Source organism: Pseudarthrobacter sp. W1I19, assembly GCF_030817835.1.
Classification (GTDB): Bacteria; Actinomycetota; Actinomycetes; order Actinomycetales; family Micrococcaceae; genus Arthrobacter.
This window is the reverse complement of sequence record NZ_JAUSZR010000001.1, coordinates 3,221,285-3,243,346: the sequence shown is the minus strand read 5'-3', so window position 1 is coordinate 3,243,346 and position 22,062 is coordinate 3,221,285. Positions and strand designations below refer to the sequence as shown.

General features: G+C 62.1%; 21 protein-coding genes and 3 pseudogenes. 14 read left to right on the top strand and 10 right to left on the bottom strand.

Going from position 1 to position 22,062, the window contains the following annotated elements; translation table 11 throughout:
* Nucleotides 1-171: 171 nt before the first annotated feature.
* Together QF038_RS15115 and QF038_RS15110 are read left to right on the top strand one after the other, a co-directional pair.
* Nucleotides 172-1,191, top strand: a pseudogene (locus QF038_RS15115) (beta-propeller fold lactonase family protein); the annotation flags it as partial.
* A complete protein-coding gene (locus QF038_RS15110; protein ID WP_307613495.1) occupies nt 1,112-1,531 on the top strand; it encodes an Ig domain-containing protein in 420 nt (139 codons plus the stop codon). The pseudogene QF038_RS15115 and the gene QF038_RS15110, both read left to right, overlap by 80 nt.
* Nucleotides 1,532-1,567: 36 nt before the next feature.
* Here the strand turns inward: QF038_RS15110 and QF038_RS15105 are convergent, their stop codons facing one another.
* On the bottom strand, nt 1,568-2,143 hold the full coding sequence (locus tag QF038_RS15105; RefSeq protein WP_307610878.1) for an HNH endonuclease: 576 nt from the start codon (nt 2,141-2,143) through the stop codon (nt 1,568-1,570).
* A 188-nt stretch (nt 2,144-2,331) separates the two neighbouring features.
* Here QF038_RS15105 and QF038_RS15100 point away from each other — a divergent pair, with 188 nt between their 5' ends.
* Nucleotides 2,332-2,811, top strand: coding sequence for a nucleoside deaminase (locus tag QF038_RS15100; protein ID WP_307610877.1), 480 nt, complete (start codon nt 2,332-2,334; stop codon nt 2,809-2,811).
* 37 nt (nt 2,812-2,848) lie between these two features.
* Here QF038_RS15100 and QF038_RS15095 read toward each other — a convergent pair whose 3' ends face one another.
* Both QF038_RS15095 and QF038_RS15090 read right to left on the bottom strand, forming a co-directional pair.
* Nucleotides 2,849-3,151, bottom strand: a complete 303-nt coding sequence (locus tag QF038_RS15095; RefSeq protein WP_307610876.1) for a YciI-like protein — start codon at nt 3,149-3,151, stop codon at nt 2,849-2,851.
* Nucleotides 3,152-3,224: 73 nt separating this feature from the next.
* Nucleotides 3,225-3,344 (bottom strand): annotated as a pseudogene (locus QF038_RS15090) (DeoR/GlpR transcriptional regulator); the annotation flags it as partial.
* A 113-nt stretch (nt 3,345-3,457) separates the two neighbouring features.
* Here QF038_RS15090 and QF038_RS15085 point away from each other — a divergent pair.
* Both QF038_RS15085 and QF038_RS15080 read left to right on the top strand, forming a co-directional pair.
* A complete protein-coding gene (locus QF038_RS15085; RefSeq protein WP_307610875.1) occupies nt 3,458-3,802 on the top strand; it encodes a hypothetical protein in 345 nt (114 codons plus the stop codon).
* 81 nt (nt 3,803-3,883) lie between these two features.
* The gene (locus QF038_RS15080; protein ID WP_373461580.1) at nt 3,884-4,948 is read left to right on the top strand and encodes an amidase family protein; all 1,065 of its coding nucleotides are present in this window, start codon (nt 3,884-3,886) and stop codon (nt 4,946-4,948) included.
* 61 nt (nt 4,949-5,009) lie between these two features.
* Here QF038_RS15080 and QF038_RS15075 read toward each other — a convergent pair.
* A pseudogene (locus QF038_RS15075) lies at nt 5,010-5,341 on the bottom strand (DeoR/GlpR transcriptional regulator); the annotation flags it as partial.
* Nucleotides 5,342-5,546: 205 nt separating this feature from the next.
* Here QF038_RS15075 and QF038_RS15070 point away from each other — a divergent pair.
* Genes QF038_RS15070 through QF038_RS22345 form a run of 3 tightly spaced genes read left to right on the top strand, consistent with a single transcriptional unit; the run spans nt 5,547 to nt 8,427 of the window.
* Nucleotides 5,547-6,104: a hypothetical protein gene (locus tag QF038_RS15070; RefSeq protein ID WP_307610874.1), complete on the top strand. Its 558-nt coding sequence runs from the start codon at nt 5,547-5,549 to the stop codon at nt 6,102-6,104.
* 21 nt (nt 6,105-6,125) lie between these two features.
* Nucleotides 6,126-7,436, top strand: a complete 1,311-nt coding sequence (locus QF038_RS15065; protein ID WP_307610873.1) for a glycosyltransferase — start codon at nt 6,126-6,128, stop codon at nt 7,434-7,436.
* The gene (locus QF038_RS22345) at nt 7,426-8,427 is read left to right on the top strand and encodes a glycosyltransferase (protein ID WP_373461579.1); all 1,002 of its coding nucleotides are present in this window, start codon (nt 7,426-7,428) and stop codon (nt 8,425-8,427) included. The genes QF038_RS15065 and QF038_RS22345 overlap by 11 nt, the downstream gene beginning before the upstream one ends.
* 81 nt (nt 8,428-8,508) lie before the next feature.
* Here the strand turns inward: QF038_RS22345 and QF038_RS15060 are convergent, their stop codons facing one another.
* The 4 genes from QF038_RS15060 to QF038_RS15045 form a co-directional block, all read right to left on the bottom strand.
* On the bottom strand, nt 8,509-9,285 hold the full coding sequence (locus QF038_RS15060) for a DeoR/GlpR family DNA-binding transcription regulator (protein WP_307610872.1): 777 nt from the start codon (nt 9,283-9,285) through the stop codon (nt 8,509-8,511).
* A 194-nt stretch (nt 9,286-9,479) separates the two neighbouring features.
* Entirely contained in the window at nt 9,480-10,484 is a 1,005-nt protein-coding gene (gene pdxA, locus QF038_RS15055) for a 4-hydroxythreonine-4-phosphate dehydrogenase PdxA (protein WP_307610871.1), read from the bottom strand.
* The gene (locus QF038_RS15050) at nt 10,484-11,686 is read right to left on the bottom strand and encodes a four-carbon acid sugar kinase family protein (RefSeq protein WP_307610869.1); all 1,203 of its coding nucleotides are present in this window, start codon (nt 11,684-11,686) and stop codon (nt 10,484-10,486) included. The genes pdxA and QF038_RS15050 overlap by 1 nt, the downstream gene beginning before the upstream one ends.
* Nucleotides 11,683-12,672, bottom strand: a complete 990-nt coding sequence (locus tag QF038_RS15045; protein WP_307610868.1) for a 2-keto-3-deoxygluconate permease — start codon at nt 12,670-12,672, stop codon at nt 11,683-11,685. Before QF038_RS15045 ends, QF038_RS15050 begins: the two co-directional genes overlap by 4 nt.
* Nucleotides 12,673-13,215: 543 nt before the next feature.
* Here QF038_RS15045 and QF038_RS15040 point away from each other — a divergent pair.
* Nucleotides 13,216-14,601, top strand: coding sequence for an MFS transporter (locus QF038_RS15040; RefSeq protein ID WP_307610867.1), 1,386 nt, complete (start codon nt 13,216-13,218; stop codon nt 14,599-14,601).
* Nucleotides 14,602-15,138: 537 nt separating this feature from the next.
* On the opposite strand, the gene QF038_RS15035 is transcribed toward QF038_RS15040, so the two are convergent.
* Together QF038_RS15035 and QF038_RS15030 are read right to left on the bottom strand one after the other, a co-directional pair.
* The gene (locus QF038_RS15035) at nt 15,139-15,990 is read right to left on the bottom strand and encodes an MBL fold metallo-hydrolase (protein ID WP_307610866.1); all 852 of its coding nucleotides are present in this window, start codon (nt 15,988-15,990) and stop codon (nt 15,139-15,141) included.
* Nucleotides 15,991-16,026: 36 nt separating this feature from the next.
* Nucleotides 16,027-16,920 (bottom strand): alpha/beta hydrolase, encoded by an 894-nt coding sequence (locus QF038_RS15030; protein WP_307610865.1) that lies wholly within the window; start codon nt 16,918-16,920, stop codon nt 16,027-16,029.
* Nucleotides 16,921-17,199: 279 nt separating this feature from the next.
* Between QF038_RS15030 and QF038_RS15025 the strand changes: the two genes are divergently transcribed.
* From QF038_RS15025 to QF038_RS15005, 5 genes are all read left to right on the top strand, one after another.
* Nucleotides 17,200-18,369 (top strand): thiolase family protein, encoded by a 1,170-nt coding sequence (locus tag QF038_RS15025; protein WP_307610864.1) that lies wholly within the window; start codon nt 17,200-17,202, stop codon nt 18,367-18,369.
* Nucleotides 18,370-18,583: 214 nt separating this feature from the next.
* Nucleotides 18,584-19,306, top strand: a complete 723-nt coding sequence (locus tag QF038_RS15020; protein ID WP_307610863.1) for a flavin reductase family protein — start codon at nt 18,584-18,586, stop codon at nt 19,304-19,306.
* Nucleotides 19,307-20,521, top strand: a complete 1,215-nt coding sequence (locus QF038_RS15015; protein ID WP_307610862.1) for an alpha/beta fold hydrolase — start codon at nt 19,307-19,309, stop codon at nt 20,519-20,521. It begins immediately after the preceding gene.
* Between the two features lie 56 nt (nt 20,522-20,577).
* Nucleotides 20,578-21,366: an enoyl-CoA hydratase/isomerase family protein gene (locus QF038_RS15010; protein WP_307610861.1), complete on the top strand. Its 789-nt coding sequence runs from the start codon at nt 20,578-20,580 to the stop codon at nt 21,364-21,366.
* A gap of 56 nt (nt 21,367-21,422) precedes the next feature.
* The gene (locus QF038_RS15005) at nt 21,423-22,040 is read left to right on the top strand and encodes a CGNR zinc finger domain-containing protein (protein WP_307610860.1); all 618 of its coding nucleotides are present in this window, start codon (nt 21,423-21,425) and stop codon (nt 22,038-22,040) included.
* The last annotated feature ends 22 nt before the right edge of the window (nt 22,041-22,062 follow it).

Below are 22,062 nucleotides of genomic sequence, written 5' to 3'. Positions count from 1 at the left end.
GGCTCAAGCCGTTATGTCGTCCACCGTTAAAGGGGTCGTCTGCCGGCATCCGTTGGTTTCGGCGCAAGGTTGAGCCGAAACCTTTCCGGCCGTCAGCGACGACAGGTGATTTTCCGAAGGCCGCAGGAACGCGCCACAACAGAATCCGCTCTTCAAACAGGGGGAAACGTGATGCAGCTAATCAGTACATTGTCCAGGCGATACCAGGGTCCATCTTCGAGCCAAGCCATCAAAGCACTGCGCCCGGGTAAACGCCTGTTTGCCATGCGTTCGTCCGCTGCCCGCCTTCGCGGCCGGCGTGCGGCCATCCCCGGTATGATCCTGGCGGCCCTCATGCTGGTTGGCAATATCCCCGCAACCGCTGCAGCCACGGTGACCTCCCCGATCCCGGTCGGTTCAAGCCCCAGGAATGTTGCGTTCACCCCGGACGGGTCCAAAGCCTACGTCACCAACTTCGATTCCAGCACGGTGTCGGTCATCAATGTCGCCTCGAGCGCGGTGACTTCCATCCAGGTCGGGGAGTCTCCGATCGGTGTTGCGTTCGCCCCGGACGGGTCGATTGCTTACGTCACCAGCGCCAGTTCCAACACTGTGACGGTTATCGATGTGGCGTCGGGCATGGTGGCTTCCACCATCCCGGTCGGGGCGGCTCCGACCGCCGTTGCGTTCGCCCCGGATGGATCGACGGCCTACGTCACCAGCGCCAGGTCCGACACCGTGTCGGTCATCGACGTGGCCTCTCGCAGGATGACCTCCTCAATTCCGGTCGGGCCGCTTCCGAATGCCGTAGCGTTCACCCCGGACGGGTCGAAGGCCTATGTCACCAACGGGCAGGATTCCAACCAGGTGTCGGTCATCAATGTCGCCAAGGGCAAGATGACTTCCACGATCCCGGTCGGGTCGTCTCCGACAGGCGTTGCGTTCACCCCGGACGGGTCCACAGCCTACGTCACCAACAACGAGGGCGGCTCTGTGTCGGTCATCAATGTCGCCAGGGGCAAGGTGACTTCCACCATCCCGGTCGGGTGGGACCCGGACAGTGTTGCGATTGCCCCGGACGGGTCGACAGCCTACGTCACGAACTCCGGTGCGGACACGGTGTCGGTCATCGATGTGGCGTTGCATAAGGAGACCTCCACCATCCCCGTCGGGACGTCTCCGACCGGTGTTGCGGTCGCCCCGGACAGGTCGCGTGTCTACGTCGTTAACACCCCGTCCAACATGGTGTCCGTCATCACCGTGGACGCAGCGCGGCCGGTGTTCACCGCCGCCACACCGCCCACAAAGGCGAAAACGGGTGCAGCCTACAGCTACACGTTTGCCGCCACGGGTGCCCCTGCCCCGACCTTCGCGGGTGTCCTCCGGTGCACTGCCTGCAGGCCTCAGCCTGGACGCTGCCACGGGAGTGCTGTCCGGAACCCCCACCAAGGCCGGCAAGTTCACGTTCAGGGTGACCGCCACCAACGGGGTCAGCCCCGACGCGGTGACGGGCCGCATCACGATCACCGTGGCCAAGGCGAAGGTCCGGTGAGAATGACCCGCGTGGATGCGTCGGCAGAGCAGGTGCCTAGGGAAGCGGCTGCCGTTCGCCGACGCTGACGGAGGACGACGGCGGCACGTAGTCCCGCCGTCGTCGTTCCATCCGTTGCTGCTGCGCCGGCGACGGAATCCTGGCCCGCTTTGTGCGGTTGCACCGGGCGCACGCAGCGACGAAGTTTTGCAGGCTGGTGGAGCCGCCTTTGGACCATGGATAGAAGTGGTCGCCGTGCTCGGCGGGCCGGCCGCAGCGGTGGCCGAACCCGCTTTCCATCTCACACCGGCCACCGGCCCGGGCCATCCCCTCGCGGCGCTGCTGGCGGGTAAAGCGGCGAACCGGGTCCCGGCGCCTAGTGTCGCGGCGGTTTAGGACGGCACCCACAACGCCCAGCGCGACGACGGCCAGGCCAGGGAGCGTGGCCGCGGCCACGACACTGCCCACCATGCCGCGCAGAACCTCAGCGGCGGAGGACGGTGCCGTTCCGATGACAGATGTTCCCTGCGGCATAAGCGCCATCATCACGGAGACGGCGAGCCACAACATCACCGCTGAGTAGGTCAGGCGAAGGCCCTGTCGTGTCCAATAGATGCGGCCCAGTTCCTGCATCGATTCCCCCATTTTCAGTTGGCCGGAAGCGCCCCGTCCCGGATCTCCAGGGGAATCGTATAGGCCGGACGGAGGCCGTGGTCCCAGGTTTAGCTCAGTTTTTGCCGAGTTCTTCCTGCCCCATTGGTGGCCGGGTCAGGCGCTGTGGCGGCTCAGGGCAGTGGGAACAGCTGTGCAACAATGACGCCATGACCCACGAGCAGCCTCAGTCCGCCGAGCTGGAACTGGACAGCGCCCACCTCCGAGCATTTGAAGCCGCCTATCAGGCCGCACAAAAGAGCCTGGCCGAAGGCGGCATCCCCATCGGGGCGGCACTTGCACGGGATGGCGTGTTGATTGCCACCGGGCACAACGAACGCGTCCAAAAAGCCGATCCGATCGCGCACGGGGAGATGTCCGCGCTCCGTGCGGCCGGCCGGCAGAAGCGCTACCACGACACGACGCTGTACACCACCCTCGCCCCGTGCGCCATGTGCGCCGGAACCATCATCCAGTTCAAGATCCCGCGCGTGGTGGTGGGGGAAGCACGCACGTTCGACGGCGAACTGGAGCTTCTGCGCTCACGCGGCGTTGACGTGGTGGTCCTGGATGATCAGCGTTGCGTGGACATGATGGGCAGGTTCCAAGACGCGCACCCGGAACTGTGGGCGGAGGACATCGCCGAGTAGCCTCGGTCCTGCTGCGATGACGCGGGGTTGATGGGCTTTAGGGGCGAACGGGTGTGGCCGCCTCGTTTCCCAGCACCGTTGTCCATGGGCTGGCAGTCCACGACGTGACGACGCCGTTGATGACGTAGGGGTCTGCGGCGGCAAAAGTTCTTGCGGCCTCGAGCGCGTTCTCTCCGGTGAAGATCAGCAACCCTTTCAAGGGGCCGTCACCAACAGCCCCGCCCAGGAGAAGCTCGCCCCGTTCGACTGCTTCCCACCCTGCCCTGAGATGGTCGGCGCGGTACTTCTCACGGGTTTCAAGGTAGTTGTCCTCGTAGGTGTATTCGAGCACGGCATGCATGGGGGTCTCCGATTTGTTCAGGGTTTCAATCGTTGTAGGAGCAGCGTACCCACCGGGACTAGTATCGACAGGCTCAACCGCCGGCTGGGGCCACCTCAACCTGTACCCCCGCGCCCCGGAACTTCTGCACTTGGGCGGGGTCGGCGCCGTCGTCCGTCACCAAAGTCCACGGGAGCGGCAGCTGTGCCCGAGCGGGGGAGTGTCTTCCGGCGGACATCGTCCTGATACATTCGGTTCAACCACCCGTACGTGACCTGCGAGGGCTATGAAGCGCGGGACGATCGAGATCAAAGGGGAGCGCTGCACGTGACAATAACACCGGGCTGCCGGGCCCGAAACCAGCCGGGTGCAGGCGTGCAGGACGATAGCCTGCAGACCGCTGGCTCACTGGAGACTCCGCTCCGTGACGCCACCGCGCTCGCCGCCGCGGTCCGCGCCGGTGAAGCCTTCGCCGAAGATGTCCTGGCAGAGTCGCGGTCACGGGCCGATTCGGCTCCTTTTCTCTGTGCGTTTATCCAGGAGGACTGGGACGGTGCCGCCATCGCCGCGAAGGAGGTGGACCGCCGCCGGGCCCGTGGGAGGATCCGGGGCCGCTGGCCGGTGTCCCGCTCAGCGTCAAAGACGTCATCGCCGTGGCAGGTCTGCAGCTGACCGGCGGCAGTGCCGCCTACGCCGGAAACATAGCCTCATTCACTGCCACTGCTGTGCGGCGCCTGCAGGAGGCGGGGGGCAGTGGTGATCGGGAAGACCAATTGCCCCGAGTTTGCGTTCGGTGCCATCACCGAGAGCGCCGTAGGGGGCCGGACGCTCAACCCGCGGTTTCCCGGCTCGACGGCGGGAGGTTCGAGCGGGGGAGAAGCTGCCGTCGTCGCTGCCGGCATTTCGGCACTCGGCTTGGGCACCGACTACGGCGGATCACTGCGGTGGCCGGCGCAATGCGTGGGTATCACCGCCCTGCGGCCCACCCCGCGCATCGTGCCCGACCTTGGAATCGTTCCGGGAGCGGGCGGTTGGTACGGGGTTGGCAACCCGGCCCCGCCCGGTGCCCGCCTTCAAACCGCCACTCAAGCCATAGGGCCGCTTGCGCGGTCCGTGCGGGACCTGCGGACAGCGCTCGCAGTGCTTGCGGATCTACGTCCCGGCGTTCAGAGCTTGGCGGCCGGGGCCGGCCCCGGCAACATCGCGGTGGCATGGAGTGACGGTTCGGCCTTGGGGCCGGTACGCCGTGAAGTGTCAGCGATGATCGCTTCTCTGGCGGAGCAGATCTCGCCGGAGGTCCGGACATTGACGCACGTACCGGATCTCTTTGCGGGATCACTGGCGGCCTATAACCGGCTCCGCCCTCTTGATCCGATGATTGATCATGCCGCGGCTGTCGCCAGCCAGGAGCACCTGGTTATCCCTGCGAATCTCGACGTCATCCGGCGTTCCATGGAAACTGACGCTCGCGAACTCGAAGCGGCTTTTGCCGAATCCGCACAGGCACGAAGCCAGGACTTGGCAGTCTTCAATACCGCTGACATCGTCCTCCTGCCGGTGGCCGGCGGTCCTGCATGCGACGTGACCGGAAAGCTGGACATCGACGGACAATCCATCTTTGGCTGGGACATCATGGGCCAATGCAGGGCCGTGACCATGGTTGGCGCACCTGTTGTTTCGCTGCCCGTCGCGTTGTCATCCGAGGGCCTGCCCCTGTCAGTCCAGGTTGTTGCACGCCCGGGCGCGGATGCGCTGGCGTTGGACTTTGCCGAATGGCTCGAGGGCGTCACCGCGGTGAGATCTGGCGGCTTCCCCTAACGGCTGGCAGTTGCAGCCTTTGGTGTTTGAGGCGCTCCGTCACCTGCCCGGCCGGTGGTACTTATCCCCCAACTACCGCCACCTCGACCTGTACCCCCGCGTCCCGGAACTTCTGCACCTGGGCGTGGTCGGCGCCGTCGTCCGTCACCAGGGTCCAGGGGAGGGCCAGCCGTGCCCAGGCGTGGAACGGCCGCAACCCGAGCTTGGAAGAATCCGCCAACACGTGCACAGCATTCCCGCGGCGGGTCATAAGCTCTTTGAGGCGAGTCTGGGCGTGGTCGGCTTCGCAGTGCCGTCCTCGGCGGTGACAGCGTCGGCGCCCAGGAACACCCGGTCAAAGCTCATCCGCTCCAGCACCGCCTTGGCGAGCGGGCCCACAAAGCTCTGCTGAATAGGCGGTACCACGCGAGTTGAAAAAAATTTGATATCGGCAAACGGCCCGTTTCTCAGCATGCGAAACGCCAAGGCGCGCAGGCCTTTTCTTGATAACAGCCGCGTCTAACGGGTTCGAGGAGTCTGCGGACGTAAACTTCAATCACTTCACTGCATCGGGAGAAGGGCGGGACAGTGGAAAATGGATAAGAGCGAGACACGAAAGATGGTTCTCGACGCCATGTTGTCCGAGGCGTCGAGATTAGGAGATTCCATTGCCGAAAGACATGCTGCCGCGGAGCGATTCATCGCCGTTGCGGGTGCCTTAGCTGGCGTCGGACTCACTTTGGGACTCAAAGAGCGCCTAGACATAATCCTGGTAGGGCTGCCCATAGGGCTAGCAATCATTATCCTGTATATGGTTCAAATTTATACCGATGCAGGTATGCACAGCGGACACCGTCGCGCCTTAGAGTTGCACCTGGAAAGGGAGTTTGGCCAAGTCGTATTAGTTGGCCAAAACCGCGTAGCGACCGGCCATGCCAGGCGTAGGAGTGTCGCTCTAGCCCCTGTCCTAATATTCATTGTTTGGATAGGAACAATAGCTCTGGGAGGTATTACTGTTTGGTCTTGGTATGCGATTTTTGGACCTTGGAATACCGCTTATTTCGCTATATACATTGCATTGATAGCTTTTGCGCTCTTTGTAATTTTTCTTGCGGTGAAAGAAAATGTTAACGCTGAAAAAGCGGCGGAAAAGCTTGCGAGTGACGCTTGGCTTTGATTAAGGCGGGTTCTGCATCGAGTGACCAACATCCAGATTGAGTGCGGGGTGCAGCTCCCGCGCGTAGGACTTTTCACGGACAGCGCCGGTCCCGGTTACAACGGTGTCAACATCGCCGTTGCGCAGCTTCATGAAGAGTTGCGGGCAAGGGGACATTTCGTAGCATTCGTGGCTCCTTCTGACTCTAAGGGCAAGGGAAGAGCTGATAAGTCTTGGTATGCACTTCCTTCTTTGCGGCTGCCGGGTATGCATCCGCCCGTAGCAACGGGCTGGGGACTATTTCGTTGCCGACGTCTGCTCGTCCAGGAGCGGCTGGATGTCGTGCACGTCCACGGTGTCGGACTAGTCAGTCTGTTTGGGATATATTTCGCGCAAAAAAATAGCTTGCCCTTGGTGGTCAGTTGGCACACGGACCTTTCGTCGTATCTTCAGCATTATGGCTACCTCCGCCCGCTGGTTCGTTTGTGGCGACATGTCGTCACCACCATTTGCACCCATAAGCCTGATCAAAGAATGAATTGCGAAGATTCTGACAGAAGGTATGGGAGTGACCGCCAGCAATGCGATTTGGCAATAGGAACCATGATCTTATTGAACGCTGCGGACTATGTGACGGCTCCATCGGAAAAGGTTGCTAACCAGCTCAAGCATCTTGGTGTCACGACTCCCATAAAGATGATCCCCTCCGGAGCGGATCTTCGTATACCTGTACTTCGTTCACGCGTGGTTGATGCTCCGCGCAGATCACACGGTCACCGTTTTCTGTATGTGGGACGAATAACGCCGGAAAAAGGAATCGCCCTCCTGTTGGACGCATTTTCGATAGTTCGCCATAAAGTGCCCAATGCCACTATGGTTCTTGTTGGCGATTATAGAAATGCCAGAAGGTTAAGGAAGCGGCTAAGGGCTGCTTTCAACGACAGTAACATCACATTTGTGGGGGAAGTAGAACGAACCGCGCTTGCTGAGTACTACAGCAACGCCGACTCATTCGTATTCCCTTCAACCTCTGACACGCAGGCTCTTGTTCTACATGAGGCCGCCCAAGCCGGACTTCCTATCGTCTCGGTGGATACAGAACTGCTAGCGGTCCTCCGGCAGAATAAGAACGCGCTGATATGTGATGCAACTGCCGCGTCATTGGCTGTTGCTATGACCGAGATGGTGGCATTATGTTCAGATTCCACATACAGGAATGAAGCCTCAAAAGTGGGGAAGGCAATGTCGTTTCGGTACTCGAAGGAACAGCAAGCCGCCGCGACCATTGATCTATATAAGTCAATAATCGGTCAGCCAGATAGACATAAGCGAGCAGAGTCGCATGCGCGTTAATGTGATTTCAGAGTCGTCCTTTACGGTAAAGGGACACGGCGTTCACTCCGTATACAAGGACAATTTAAAAGCGCTCAGAGAAACCCCTGGACTTGATGTTTTCAGCAAAATTTTCGCAAAGTCCGACGTCGTTCATCTTCATACTGCAGGGCCTGTTGCCGTATTGATGATGCGGTACTCCGCCACTCGGAGTGTCGTGACAGCTCACTTGACTCCAGATTCTTTAGTCGGCAGTTTGGCGGCGGGCCGACTGCTCGCGCGAATCGCGCGCCGTTATCTACGTTGGTTCTACAGCAGAGCTGACGCGGTGATAGCTCTGAGCGCACACATGCGCGACCAGTTGGATGATCTAGGAGTGACCAGTCCAATCACGGTGATACCCAATGCAATTTTCAATTCGAGAATGCCTCGCACCATCTCGCGTATGGATGCAAGAAAAGCCATTGCTGTTGATCCGGACACAAAGATAGTACTTTCTGTCGGTCAATTGCAACCGCGCAAAGGCATATGGACATTCCATAGATGCGCTAGGCTCATGCCTGAGACACTGTTCATTTGGGTGGGGGCCTTTCCTTTTGGGCCTTTGACAGCCAGCTATTGGACGATGCGACGCATGTTGAAGTCGAAGCCAGCAAACGTCGTTCACGCCGGGCATCTACCTCGAGAGTATGTAAAGACTTACTATTCCGCAGCCGATGTTTACTTTCATCCCAGCTACCACGAGCTGGACCCGGTAGCCGTCCTCGAAGCTGCTGCTAGTGGTCTACCCCTCGTTCTGCGTGACTTGGAATGTTATCGGAGCGCCCCAACCGCAAGCTATGTTCTCGGTACGGACAGCACTTTCACCGAGCAGCTACGTTCGCTCTGTAACGACGAGGGTCTTCGGAGTCGTAGGGCTGACGAGGCTGCCCGATGGGCGGCCTCTCGGCCACATGAAAGAGCAGCGATAGCTCTGGTGTCGTTGTATGAGCGGCTGGTCCAGGAAGACTAAGCTCTAAAATCTTTGTGATTCGGCTGCAATATGAGACACGAGGCGCACGCTGTCCTTGTGGCTTGTAGGCCAAGGCTACGCTTACCCAGTAACGACCGCGGCCACCTCAACCTCAACTCCCGCGTCCCGGAACTTCTGCACCTGGGCCGGGTCGGCGCCGTCGTCCGTCACTAGCGTCCAGGGGAGGCCCAAGCGGGCCCAGGCGTGGAACGGCCGCAACCCGAGCTTGGAGGAGTCCGCCAGGACATACACAGCGTTGCCGCGGCGGGCCATGAGTTCCTTGAGGCGGGTTTGGGCGTGGTCGGCCTCGCAGATGCCGTCCTCGGCGGTGACGGCGTCGGCGCCCAGGAACACCCGGTCGAAGCTCATCCGCTCCAGTGCCGCCTCGGCCAGCGGTCCCACAAAGCTCTGCGAAACGCTGCGCAGCCGGCCGCCCAGGCAGTCCACCTCGACGCCCTCGGACTCGGCGAGCTCCTGCAGGGTGTTGATACCCGGGGTGGTCACGGACAGCTTCTCGAACCCGCGCAGTTCGTGGGCCAGGGCACCCACGGTGGAACCGGCGTCGAGCAGGATGTTCTCCCCGGGCCGGATCACGGACGCCGCCCACTTAGCGATGGCGTGCTTCTGCTCGAACGCCTCGCCGGTGCGCTGCCGCAGCGACGCCTCCGGGTGCGCGCCCAAGGCCATGGCCCCACCGTAGGTGCGGGCCAGCCGGCCCTGCCCGTTCAGCAAAGCCAGGTCGCGCCGGATGGTGGACGCCGTCACCTCGAACCGGGCGGAGAGCTCCTCCACGGAGGCCAGGCCGGTGGTCACGGCAAGGTGGTAGATCTCCTCGCGCCGCGCGTTTGCGCTCAGCATTTCCCGGTCTCCTTCCCGTGGCAGTGGTAACCATGCTAGTTCCGGGCCGGGGTTTCGTCCCCACCCGCACCCTAACCTCGCAAGCTCGGCCAGGGGACCCTGCGGGCGTGGGCCCAGGCTCAACCACCGGCCGGGGACGGCAACGGCCGGTCAGCAATTCTACGCTGACCGGCCGTTTGTCTCCTGCGGAGTGCTTAGTGCGCCTCTTCCCGCGCCGGCGCCAGGTCCACTGCCTGCCGCAGCGCCTCAAGAAGGGACTCGTGGTCGGCGATGTTCTTGCCCGCGATGTCGAAGGCGGTGCCGTGGTCAACGGACGTGCGCACCACGGGCAGGCCCACGGTGATGTTGACGCCGTTCTCCAGGCCGAGGACCTTGACCGGGCCGTGGCCCTGGTCGTGGTACTGGGCTACCACCAGGTCGAAGTCGCCGCGGCCGGCGAGGAAGAACAGGGTGTCGGCCGGAAGCGGGCCGAAGGCGTTGATGCCGTCAGCCTGGGCCTTCTCGATGCCCGGCTGGATCTTCTCGGCCTCTTCGCCATAGCCGAACAGTCCGTTCTCGCCGGCGTGCGGGTTGATGGCGCACACCGCGATCTTCGGGTTTTCGATGCCGGAGGCCTGCAGCAGTTCGTGTCCACGCTTGATGGTCCGGTAGACCAGGTCACCGTTGATCTTGGCGATCGCATCGATCAGGCCAATGTGGGTGGTCACGTGGATGACGCGCATCTTCGGAGCGGTCAGCATCATGGAAACCTCCTCGGTGCCGGTCAGTTCGGCGAGGAGTTCGGTGTGGCCCGGGTACTTGTGGCCGGCGGCGTGCAGGGCGGCCTTGTTCAGCGGGCCCGTGCAGATGGCGTCCACCTGGCGGTCCATGGCCAGCTGAACAGCCTTCTCAATGAAGAGGTAGGAACCGTGTCCGGCTGCCGCGGAGAGTTCGCCCCACGCGAGGTCCTCCGGGATGCAGTCGATGTCCAGCACGTCGATGGTGCCCTCCTCGAACAGGGCCTCCGACGGTTCCGCGACCTTGCGCAGGGTCAGCGGGCTGGCGACGATGTCCGCGGCGAGCTTCAGCCGGCGGAGGTCGCCGATGACGAGCATGCGGGCTTTCGACCGCAGTTCGTTGTCAGCCAGGGCCTTGACGATGATCTCCGGACCGATGCCGGCCGCATCGCCCATGGTGATGGCAACAATCGGGCGTCCCATTATTTGATACTCATTTCAGTCGTTGTGCCAGTAAGAAATTGTTTGGTCCGGGCCAGCGTACCGGCGTCCCCGAAAGCGCCGGCCTTGGTGACCAGCAGGGGGAGGGGGTCGGGCAGCAGGCTCATGACGACGCCGGCTTCAATCTCCCCGAGGACGGTGAAGCTGCCGGCGCCCAGGGCCTTCAGGACCGCTGTGGCCGTTTCGCCGCCCGTGAGGACGAGGGCGTCGCAGTGTCCGATGCCGGCAGCGGTGGCGCGGGCCAGAGCCTCTGCCACCACAAATGCCTGCGACTTGTCCACGGTGGCCATCGGATCCGGCGTCAGTACCACGTCCGTCCAGGCCATCGCCTCGGCAACCCGGCGGGGAACTTCCGGATCGTCCAGCGCGGCGTGGTCCAGCGTGATGTGTTCAGCGCCGGCGTCAACAAGTGCCTCGGTTTGCTGCCGGGCAAGGCCCGAGTAGCTGCCGATCACGGTCAGGGTGCGGATTATGTGCCGCTCCTGCGCATTCCGCGCAGCCGTTCCGTCTTCACGCGCAGCAATGTGCCCCGCCAGTCCGCCGGATCCCACCAGGAGTGCCGGAAAGTCCAGCAGGTCTGCAGCGGCCGCGATGGTTTCCAGGTCGTCATCGGAAGCAGCGTCCAGTACGACGGCGTCAGTTCCCCGTTCCTGCACCTCGCGAAGGTGCCAGGCCAGTTCCTCGGGGTTACGTCCGGCCACGCCGGCTGCCTCGACGGTTAATCCACCGGCAGCCAGCGCCCCGGCGACGTCGCCGCCAAAGCTTCCTTCAGTGTTCTGAACGCCGCCCACGTGGACGATGCCGCCCTCGGTGGTCCTGCCCGTGGCCGGGAAGGCGGGAGCAACAACGGCGAGGCCCTTGCCGTGGCCATGTGTAAGCTGCGCCAGTGTTGCCGCGACCTCTGCGCCCACATTGCCTCGAAGCAACGAATCGATCTTTTTGAAGATCCGGCGGTTCTGCCCCAGGGCGCGCCCCACGGCGGAGGTGACAGCCGAGGCTGCCTCCTCCGCGGCCAGGTAGCGGCTCTCCGTGTTGACCGAAAGGATCTCTGCCTCAGGCCAGGTGCAGTCGACGTCGAGGATTACGGAACTGGTGTGTGTGGGTCCGTAGGCTGCGGCAGCATCTGCCGCTCCCGTGAGGTCGTCGGCGATGATTGCCCAGCGCGGAGCTGCGGAGGTGTTCATACTGCTGCAGACACCTCGGGTGATGCTGCGGCTTCTTTGTTCTTGAGGCGCTTGGCGTACCAGGCCACCACCAGGGGGCACCCGATGGCGGTGACTACCACGGAAGCGGCAACCAGCACGGTGGCGGGTCCGGCAGCGGGGAGGTAAGCAGGGTTGGCTGCGGCTACCAGCATGGGGACTGTTGCCGCGTTGCCTGCAGTGGTGGCCGCCGCCAGGCCGGCAATGCCTGAGCCTCCGGTCAGCTTGTCTGCGAAGAACAGCACAGCGCCGCCGACGATGAGAACGAACAGGCCAAGAGCCACGCCGAGCAGGCCCGCATTGAGCACCTGTCCCAGGTTCAGGCCGAAGCCGAGGGCGAGGGCGAAGAACGGAATAAGAACGGGGGCTGCAGAGGAAAGGAACTTGCGCATGGCCGGGTCAAGGGTGCCCAGCAGGACTCCGAGGAGCAGGGGGATGATGGCGCCGACAAGAGCCTGCCACGGGAAGGCAGACAAGCCGGCCACGCCCAGGGTGACCATCGTCAGGAAGGGCCCGGATTCGAGCGTCATAACGGAGTAGGCAGCAACGTCCTTCGGCTTTCCGTACTGGCCCATGAGGGCCATGTACATTCCGCCGTTGGTGTCATTGAGGGCTGCCAGGATGGCCAGGACTGACAGGCCTGTAAGCAGCCCGCCGTCGATGGGAAGTTCGCCCAGGAACCGGCCGGCAACGACGCCGATGATCACAGCGAACAGGACCTTGCTGCCGAAGAGGACGCCGCCCTTTTTGAGGATGTAGGGGGTGGCTTTGATATCGATGCTTGCGCCCATGCACACGTAGAAAACGGCAAGGATGGTGGTGCCGCCGGTGAAGAGTGCGCCGGTGAACGAACCGAAGAATTTAGCGGAGTCCGGTGCGAAGGTGGCCAGAAGGGCGCCGATCAGCAGCGGGATCAGCATCATGCCGCCAGGGACTTTTTCCATGGTGGCCTTGATGGGGACAGACATGTTGCAACCTCATTGTTGTTGGGGGAGAGGGGTCGAGCGCTCTGCTCGAAGCATGATTAAGATCATAAACACTAGTGCGCGTTTAGCGCAACCCCGTATGCGCACAACACGCAGACTGTTGTGCGCATCACGTGGTTGAGCCTGTCGAACCCCGCCTCCCGACGCCCATTCTCGCGGGGTTGCCTAGAGCTGGCGTGCAAGCCCTTGAGCGCTCAGAAAAAGAAGCGTCAGTAATTAGGCGGTTTCATAGTGAACATTGCCTGGTTTCAGGCCCCCGCCTGCTGCCTTGGAGCGAGACGTGGATCCATCTGGAGGAAAGCATTGCTCGAAAGAGACGTATAGCCTAAGCTTCTTTCAATCGCAGGGTTCCCTTGTGTAGCCGATATCACAGTTGAAGCTTCGGTTGCTAAGAGCAAGGCGCAAGGGAACAACTTAGACGGGCAACCCCTCAAAGAAGGCTGCGTGCCAGGATTCACGAGCACTACGAGCTTCGCATCAGCTCACGCACGCCAACGACGGCGTGTCTCAGAAAGGCGAACAACCATGGCAATGGCCAATGAGGCGTCAAAGACGACCGACCTCCGGACCTCACATTTCTCCCGCTTGACGGTTCAGGAACTACTAAATCAAGCACCGCTGGGCAACAGGCGGCGGGTGATCATCCTGCTCGGGTTCCTGACGATGACCCTGGAGGGAGTTGAAATCGGCTTATGGGGATTTGTCTACCCCCAGATCGTCACCCAATGGGGTACGTCGCTGGCAACAGTCACAACCATGGTCACACTGGGAGTGGTGGGACTTACCGTCGGTTCGATGGTCGCAGGGCCACTCTCTGACCAGATCGGCCGAAGGCTCCCAATCATCGTGGGCACGGCCGGGTTCGGCCTCGCCACCCTAGGGGGCGCGCTGGCACAAAACGACCTGACATTAGGAATCTTCCGCGTAGTGGCATGCCTGTTCCTGGGAGCTGTTATGCCCCTCGTCATCACTTTGGTAGCCGAGTTCGCCCCTGAAAATCGGAAGGCGGCAATCGTTGCCATCACGTTCACCGGTTTCCCATTAGGGACAGTGATCACCGGCTTCCTGGCGTCTGCCATTATGCCCATCTTGGGCTGGCACTGGCTGCTCGGAACCGGAACACTCCTGGCCTTGATTCTCCTGCCAGCATTGCTGTGGGGCCTGCCCGAATCCACCGTCTTCATGATTCGACGGGGAGGACGGACAGAAAACGTGACGAAGGTATTGAGCGCAATCATCCCCGGTTTCGACATGACGACAATCGACCTCGCAGGCGTTCCTCCCACCGCCGGTGCCAAGCCGGTTGGCGGCGTGAGGGCCGTGCTCTCCAGGAAACTGGTGGTCGTGTCGCTGCTGATCTGGCTTTGCTACTTCATCTGTGCCGCGGTGGTCTACATGTTCCTGAACTACCTGCCGCTCATCGTCAAGCAACTCAATATCGACGCCGCGGGGGCAGGTAGTGTGGTGTCGCTGTTCGGCCTCGGCGGCGTCATTGGAGCCCTGGCCATCGGCTTCGCCATGGAGAAGCTCGGGAAATTTGTATCCCTCGGAGCAGCCTTCACACTGGCCGCCGGAGCTGCCTGGATCCTTGCTTCCGTCAATCTGACCTTGCCCCTGCTGCTTGTCCTGGGCTTCAGCATCGGCGTCGTGCTGGTGGGAGCCAACAGCGGCATGAACGCACTCAGCACCTCGGTTTTCCCCACTGAGGCACGCGCAACCGGTGTGTCCTGGATGCACAGCTTCGGCAAGGCCGGTTCGATCGTCAGCGGTTTACTGGGTGGATTGATGCTGGGTGCAGGATGGGATGTCGCCCAGATCTTCCTGGCCCTGGCCATCCCGCTCCTGGCTGGAGCTGCAGCCGTGGGTGCAGTCAAGGCGATGACCACACGTCGTTCGCGCGCAACCGCATGACGCGGCCAACGTTTACCGCCCCTGACAGTCGCATGGTCACCTGAGGGCAGCGATACAGAGTCAGCCGAGCCACCTTGCGCCTACCTGGGAGCAAGGTGGCTCGGCTGTTGGCAGCGGCAGACGGAGACAGCCAGGTTCCTGGATGCATCCGGACGGTGGCCCACAACGGCCGTGCAGAACCGTGCGTTAGTGGGTCGGTGCTCCATCGAGGGGGCAGAAGACTTAACGAAGGGAAAGCCTGCAGCAGCGGCGCATAGGCAGTGGCATTTCCTGACCCAAGCAGGAAAGTTCTGCTGCCGGCACAGAGGGAGTAGCCGCCGTCGACGGCGGCCTGGCCAGCCGGATCCAGCCCTGCGATGCGACGAAAGTGCTGGGGCAACACAAAGACCTCCGGGTGGAGTTGGACTCTTAACAAGTCCCGCTCCACCCGGAGGTCTTCCTTATGTCTCCCGTCGCACACCGCAACCATTTCCCACACAAGCCCCCGACGTCGGGCGTTGCCCTGGGCGCGGCCGCGCGGGGCTGCGCTGCGGCTGGTCAGCCCAGCAGTTTCAGGGCCGCACCCCACAACGCGCCGGGGTTGATCCGATCAGGATGAAGCGCCAGCATTGCCGAGAAGAACTCCTCCGGCGTTGGTTCCTCGGCCAGGAGCTTCGATGCGTCCTGCAGGTAGCCGCGCGTTTCCTGGATCTGAGCGGGCAGGTCCGGTAATGCGGGGTTCTTGTGCCCGGCCACCACGAAACGCGGCTCCAGACTCTCGGCGATATCAAGCGCCCGCAGCCACGAATCGATGCCCCCATCCTGCGACTCCGTCAGGTACGGGTGGACCCCGTTGTAGACGGCGTCCCCGGCCACCAGGAGCCCCGTGGAGGGGACGAACAGCATGGTGGTGTTGTCGGTGTCAGTATGTCCTACTTCAACAATCCGCAGTTCATGTCCCTCCAGTTCAAAGGATCCACCCTCGATGGGCTGGGTCACCGTGGTGGTGGGCGGAATCTGGTCAGGGAAAATCGAGTCCCAGAAAGAGGATCGGAACCCGGGGGACCCGTGCGTCGCCATTTCCTGGAGCGTTCCCGGGGTTGCCAGAACTGTCACCCCCGGAAACCGCTCCACGAGGGGTCCTGCGCCGAACCAGTGGTCACCGTGGCCGTGGGTGATGTAGATGTGGCTGAGGTTCTTTCCCGATGCCTCAACCCAGTCCCCGACACTCCTTGTCTGGTGGACTGTCATGGGCGGGTCAACCAGCACGGCGTTCTCCTGTCCGGAGATCAGGGTTGAGGACAGCGGCGACCAGATGCGGGGCTCCCCGTTCGGGAGTGTCCCTCGTCCGGTTTGGGGCAGAGTGCCGGAGACAAAGACGTCGTAAGCCAGCTCGGTTGTGGGTGCCATAGTTTGTTTCACTTTCCCTGAACTTTGGTGTGGGTTTTAGAGATGCTGCTGAAACCAGGTGAGGGCGGCCGAACTTGAGTCTTCGAAGTTCTCGACGTACGGCTCGAAGTGGCCGCCCGGAAGCATCACGAGGGATTTGGGCTCCTGGGCCTGTTCGTAGGCTTCAAGGGCCAGGTCCGTGCCGGTCAGTTCATCGTCTTCAGCGACGATGAAGAGCAGCGGCTTCGGCGACACCCTTGAGGCCCAGACCCCGGGCTCGTAGAGCCGCGCGGCACGGGTGGACTGCAACGTGACGGTGTTGTCCCAGCCGTATTCTTCCGGGCCGGGCTGTGTGTAGAAGGCGACGGCGGAGGGCAGCCGGTACGCGGCAGGCTGGCTAGGGTCACTGCTCACCACCGCGATCATTCTGGGTGCCTTACCCGCGGCCTGGTCCCGTTCGTCGTCTATGAAGGACTGTTCCAGGGCCGTCTTGGCATCGCCTACCGCGCGGCGGGAACCCGCCACATGGCCATTGATAGCGGGCACCTGGGACACCACCGCCTTGAGCCGCTGCTCCGTAGCTCCCAGAACCAGGGCGTGCCCGCCGGAGTAGCTGGATCCCCAAAGACCTATGCGGGATGCGTCTACTTCAGGCCGGCTCTCGAGGTAGGTCAGTGCCCGGCGCCAGTCCTTGACCTGCTGCCAAGGGTTGATGTCGTGGCGGGGTTCCCCCTCGCTGGCTCCGAAATTCCGGTGGTCGTGGACCAGGACCACAAATCCGTTGGCTGCAAAGCGGGAGGCATACGCGGCGAGTCCGTGGGCGCGTGTGCCGGCATATCCGTGGGCCATGGTGATGGCGGGATGGGGTCCGGGACCATCCGGGAGGTAGAGCCAAGCGCGAAGCTTGATGCCGCCTTCGGCCGTGAATTCAACATCGAGTCGTTCTGCCATGAGTCTCTCTTTTCTCTCCGGCGCTCATGGCCGGGTAGGTGTGAAAACCGCGGGAGCCACGCCGCGTGGCGCGGGAAATCGTGAATTAGTTGCGTGGTGAAGGGCCCGCGTCCTGGCTTCCAAGGGGAGCCCAAGACTTTTACAGGAGTAAGGTGTGAAATAAGCGTACAGCGTTAGGCTATGTCCAGCAACGACTTTTTGACGTATGCTCCTTGCACGGCCGCGGGCCGGCCCCCCATTCCTGATTTTCTTCACCGATGCACAACGAAAGGCAGAAGCATGGCAAGCAGCTTCATCTATGACGGGATCCGCACCCCCTTCGGAAAATTCGGGAAGTCATTGGCGGGCATCCGACCCGATGATTTGGCCTCCCATGTGATCCGTGAGGTGGTGGACAGGCAGCCGGGGCTGGAAACGCACAGGATTGATGAAGTGATTCTGGGCAACGCCAATGGTGCCGGAGAGGATAACCGCAATGTGGCACGAATGGCTGCGCTGCTTTCCGGGCTTCCCACCTCGGTGCCCGGCGTCACGGTTAATCGACTGTGCGGCTCCGGCCTCGAGGCTGCCATCCAGGCGAGCCGAGCGGTGGAAACCGGCGATGGCCACCTGATTGTTGCCGGCGGCGTCGAATCGATGAGCAGGGCGCCCTGGATCCTCGCAAAGCCCGAACGGGCGTATCCTGCCGGTCCTGAAACCCTGCACAGTTCGACGCTCGGCTGGCGCATGGTCAACCCGAAGATGAACGAGGCCTGGACCGTCTCCAATGGCGAAACGGCAGAAATCCTCGCCGACAAGTTCGGCATATCAAGGACCGAGCAGGACCAGTTTGCCGTTCAAAGCCACAGATTAGCCGCCAAGGCCTGGTCGGAGGGGATCTACGACGACGAAGTGCTGCCGCATCCGGATTCGCAGCTGACTACGGACGAGGGCGTCCGGGCCACCACCTCCATGGACGCCTTGTCCAGCCTGGAGCCGGTATTCCGTGACGGCGGCTCCGTCACCGCAGGCAATTCCTCTCCACTCAATGACGGGGCGGCAGCCATGCTCATCGGCTGTGAAGGCGCCCTGGAAACCGAACCCCTGGCACGCATCGTTTCCCGCGGCGTGGCCGGCAACGACCCAAACATCTTCGGCATTGCTCCCGTCGAGGCCGCCAACCGGGCGCTCGCCCGGGCAGGCAAGACCTGGGCGGACGTCGACGTCGTGGAGCTCAACGAAGCCTTTGCAGCACAAAGCCTCGCGTGCCTGCAGCTTTGGCCAGAGCTGGATCCTGAGAAGGTGAATATCCACGGCGGCGCGCTGGCCCTGGGCCACCCGCTGGGCGCCTCCGGCTCCCGCATCCTGATCCACCTGGCGCGGGAGCTGAAACGCCGCGGCGGAGGAGTCGGAGTTGCCGCCATTTGCATCGGAGTGGGGCAAGGCCTCGCCGTTGTCCTGGAACGTTAGGCCGCAGTCCCTACCCCAGCAGCAACCCGAGACGTGACTGCAATTTATGGATCCACCCCTTGAACGAAATAAGTAAAACGCGTACGCTTACTTCAGCTGATTCTCCAAAAGCTCAAATACTTCCAGCCGCCGCAGGCTGCGCCGATGCAGCCCCAGGCCGCGTTCCCATTCGGGAACGCCCCCACTCATTCACAGGGAAAGATACAGGCCCTCCATGATCATCAACAGTGCAGATCTCGACGCCGTCGACTCCTACAAACTCCTCATCGGAAGCATCATTCCCCGGGCGATCGCCTGGGTAAGCACCGTCTCTCCGGAGGGAGTGGCCAACCTTGCACCGATTTCCTTTTTCACGGCGGTGGGACGCAAGCCGCCCATGGTGTCCATCTCGCTCCAGCCACGCTCAGACGGCGAAACCCTCAAGGACACGTTCGTCAATATCCGTGAAACGGGGAACTTCGTGGTCAACGTGGCCACGCTTCCACAGGCTCACGCCCTGCACTCCTCCGCCTTCGAATTCCCGTCGGGTATCGACGAGTTTGAGGCGGTGGGACTCGAAAAAGAGGCTTCAGACGCCGTGACAGCGCCCAGGATCAAAGACGCCCCGATCGCCATGGAATGCATCCTTAACCGCATCATTCCTGTGGGCGACATGAACGATCACGTGGTCTGGGGTGAAGTTGTCCGCTTCCATGTCAAGGACGAGCTTTACCTGGAACGGGGGCGGATCGACACTGCGGCGGTCACCGCCGTCGGCCGGTTGGCGGCGGAGTACACCCTGGTTGAAAACGTGTTCACCACACCCCTTGAGGACGAACTCCTCCAGTCCAAGCACAAGCAGCGCATGGCACGGCTGGACGGCCAGCCGGCTGACTGGTCACCCATCAATACGGCAGCGTGGTCGCCGTCCGGTTCGACCCTCACCAAGGAGCAGTAGATGACGACTGTAATGGAGCAGTTGCAGAAGCAGGATCCTTCACTGACCACAACCGGAAACGGGACTGTGGCGGTGCTCTTCATCCACGGTTTCCTGGATGATCAGAGTGTCTGGGACGACGTCGTCTCCGAACTCGCCGCCGCTGACGTCCAGTTGCTCAGGCTGGACCTGGCAGGCATGGGGGACCGGAGCGGGGACGAGGGGCCCTACAGCCTGGAGCGATATGCCGACGACGTCGCGCGCGTCGTTGGGGGTCTGGACAGGCCCGTCGTGATCGTCGCGCAAAGCATGGGAACGCTCGTCGCCGAGCTCGTTGGCGTCCGCCATCCCGACAAGGTGGTGGGTGCGGTACTCCTAACGCCCGTGCCCTTGGCCGGGACACATCTGCCGGAGGAAGCTGTAGGTCCTTTCCGGCAGCTCGGCGGGAATACGGAAGCGCAGCGAGGGGTCCGGAAGTACCTGGGCGGCGGGCTGAACGAGTTCGGGTTGGACAAGCTCACCTATATAGGCGACCGCATCCGCCCGGAAGTTGTTACCCACCTCGTGGACTGCTGGAACGAAGGTATTCCGGACGCCCCTGTTGAAAGCGAATTTAGTTCACCCGTGTTAATCATCCGGGGTGAAGCAGACCCCTTCGCCACCGCTGAACTGGTGTCTACAGCGGTCTCCCCACGATTCCGGCGCGTCCATGAGGAAGTACTCAGTGAGGCGGGCCACTGGCCCCACGTCGAGCAGCCCCGGAACGTCGCCGGACTCATCGGCCGGTTCCTCACGGACATCTCGGAAGCACCTGCCACTGCGCCTGGCGAAGCAAACACCCAAGGCTGGATCAACGCCTTTGCGAGCAAATCCGCGGACGACTTTGGGGAGGCCTTCCACCGCGACGTTGTCCTCGAGGCTTCTGTCATGCGGTCTCCCATCACCGGCCGGGAGAACGTCAAAGCGGTCATGAGCGCTGCCAGCTCCATCTACGAATCCTTGGAGTTCACGCAACAAACCGTCAATGGTCCGCGCACCTATCTTGAATGGCATGCAACGGCGTTCGGCGGTCTCACAATCGACGGAGTCACCATCCTCACCAAGGATGAATCCGGCCAGATCGTCTCCGCCGCCATCCACCACCGTCCCCTTGAGGCAGCGCTCCGCTTTTCAGCTGAACTCGGTAAGCGGATCGGGAAGGCCATGGGGGAATCCCGTTTCTACTCCACCGAATGAATCCTGCTGCACTCAGCCGATTCGCCAGTACGTTCCCAACGAAAGGGACTAAGCCAATGACCCACCTAACGTTCACCGTCCGGGACCAGATCGCAACCATCGTCCTGGACAATCCGCCGCAGAACCGGATCGACCTTCAGATGGCGGATGAGCTTTCCGAAGCCATTATCGCCATCGGCAGTAGTGATGCCCGTGCGGTCATCGTCCGGTCCGAGGGCGCGGACTTCAGCTTCGGAGGTGACATCATGACGTGGCCCGGCGCAGAAACGCGGGAACTGCGTGCCCTATTTGAGCGCTACATGTCAGTCTTCAACCAGCTTGAGCAGCTGCCGATGCCCGTCATTGCCGAAGTCCAGGGCCTGTGCTTTGGAGGAGGATTTGAACTTGCTCTCCGGGCCGACCTCATCTTTGCCGCCGAGTCAGCGGAGTTCGGGCATCCGGAACAGACTCTTGGCATCGTTACTCTCCTGGGCGGCATCTACCGGGTGGCCGAGAAGGCAGGAAAGGCGCGGGCGGCGGAATGGGCGATGACGTCGGAAAGAGTACCGGCGTCCGAGATGCGGCGCGCGGGAGTGGTGAACCGCGTTGTTTCTGACCACAAGCTCCGGGAGGAAGTATCCGCGTTTGCGCAGCGGATCGCTACCGGCGCCACGCAGGCACACGCTGCCCATAAGGCACTGCTGAGGACCTGGTCGCTCGGCGGCGTCGCTGCGGCGGACCAAGCCATGTTTGATATCGCCATGCCCTTGTTTGAGCGCGAAGATACCCAAGCGGGGTTGAACTCGGCGGTGGAAGCCCTCAAGGAGGGAAGGCCACGGCCCGTGTTGGAATTCCAAGGGCGGTAACCACACTTAACATGATGGATGGCGAAGTGCCCAGGAAGTCGGCGAAAGAGGATGCAGTGAGCGACTGGAACGCGACGCAGCGCTATGACATGGAAAGTGCTCCCGGGGGACTCGGTTTCGTGCATGACCTGCTCAACACTAAATCCGCTGGAAAGCCGCGAAGGTCCGATTTGATGCTTGACCTCGGACTCGCCCAGGCATGGGTGGATGCTGCGCTGCAACAGTGGGCACTGGCCACCGGCCAGCGTTATATCGACGTCAAACTTACGGAACGCGACATGGAACACCTGCGGTACTTCCGTGATGAACTTGCCAGCACTCTCAGCGCCGAAGGTGACCCCGACGCCGTCGTGAGTTCCGGCGTCGACGCCCTGCCCACAGTCTGGACCGCTGCCACATCGTTGAAACTCAAATCCAATGGCACGGTCCAGGCAGAACCGCAGGGAGCGGGAGCCGGCCACATCGAATCCCTGGCCATGACAGAGATTTTCCAGGCCCAACTGGCAGGGACCTGGCACCGGCTCAAACTATGCCGCAGCGAAAAATGCAGGGTTGCGTTCTTTGACCGCTCACGCAACAACAGTGGCGTTTGGCATGACGTCAAAATGTGCGGCAACCCGGCGAATCTTCGCGCGCACCGGGCGCGCAAACATGAATCGAAGCTCGTGAATTGACTCCCATTCCTGTTCGAGTATG

Coding starts and splice junctions, on each gene's coding strand:
- QF038_RS15110 (WP_307613495.1), top strand. CDS start 1,112: ATGTGGCGTTGCATAAGGAGACCTCCACCATCCCCGTCGGGACGTCTC.
- QF038_RS15105 (WP_307610878.1), bottom strand. CDS start 2,143: ATGCAGGAACTGGGCCGCATCTATTGGACACGACAGGGCCTTCGCCTG.
- QF038_RS15100 (WP_307610877.1), top strand. CDS start 2,332: ATGACCCACGAGCAGCCTCAGTCCGCCGAGCTGGAACTGGACAGCGCC.
- QF038_RS15095 (WP_307610876.1), bottom strand. CDS start 3,151: ATGCATGCCGTGCTCGAATACACCTACGAGGACAACTACCTTGAAACC.
- QF038_RS15070 (WP_307610874.1), top strand. CDS start 5,547: ATGGTTCTCGACGCCATGTTGTCCGAGGCGTCGAGATTAGGAGATTCC.
- QF038_RS22345 (WP_373461579.1), top strand. CDS start 7,426: ATGCGCGTTAATGTGATTTCAGAGTCGTCCTTTACGGTAAAGGGACAC.
- QF038_RS15060 (WP_307610872.1), bottom strand. CDS start 9,285: ATGCTGAGCGCAAACGCGCGGCGCGAGGAGATCTACCACCTTGCCGTG.
- pdxA (WP_307610871.1), bottom strand. CDS start 10,484: ATGGGACGCCCGATTGTTGCCATCACCATGGGCGATGCGGCCGGCATC.
- QF038_RS15050 (WP_307610869.1), bottom strand. CDS start 11,686: ATGAACACCTCCGCAGCTCCGCGCTGGGCAATCATCGCCGACGACCTC.
- QF038_RS15045 (WP_307610868.1), bottom strand. CDS start 12,672: ATGTCTGTCCCCATCAAGGCCACCATGGAAAAAGTCCCTGGCGGCATG.
- QF038_RS15040 (WP_307610867.1), top strand. CDS start 13,216: ATGGCAATGGCCAATGAGGCGTCAAAGACGACCGACCTCCGGACCTCA.
- QF038_RS15035 (WP_307610866.1), bottom strand. CDS start 15,990: ATGGCACCCACAACCGAGCTGGCTTACGACGTCTTTGTCTCCGGCACT.
- QF038_RS15030 (WP_307610865.1), bottom strand. CDS start 16,920: ATGGCAGAACGACTCGATGTTGAATTCACGGCCGAAGGCGGCATCAAG.
- QF038_RS15025 (WP_307610864.1), top strand. CDS start 17,200: ATGGCAAGCAGCTTCATCTATGACGGGATCCGCACCCCCTTCGGAAAA.
- QF038_RS15020 (WP_307610863.1), top strand. CDS start 18,584: ATGATCATCAACAGTGCAGATCTCGACGCCGTCGACTCCTACAAACTC.
- QF038_RS15015 (WP_307610862.1), top strand. CDS start 19,307: ATGACGACTGTAATGGAGCAGTTGCAGAAGCAGGATCCTTCACTGACC.
- QF038_RS15010 (WP_307610861.1), top strand. CDS start 20,578: ATGACCCACCTAACGTTCACCGTCCGGGACCAGATCGCAACCATCGTC.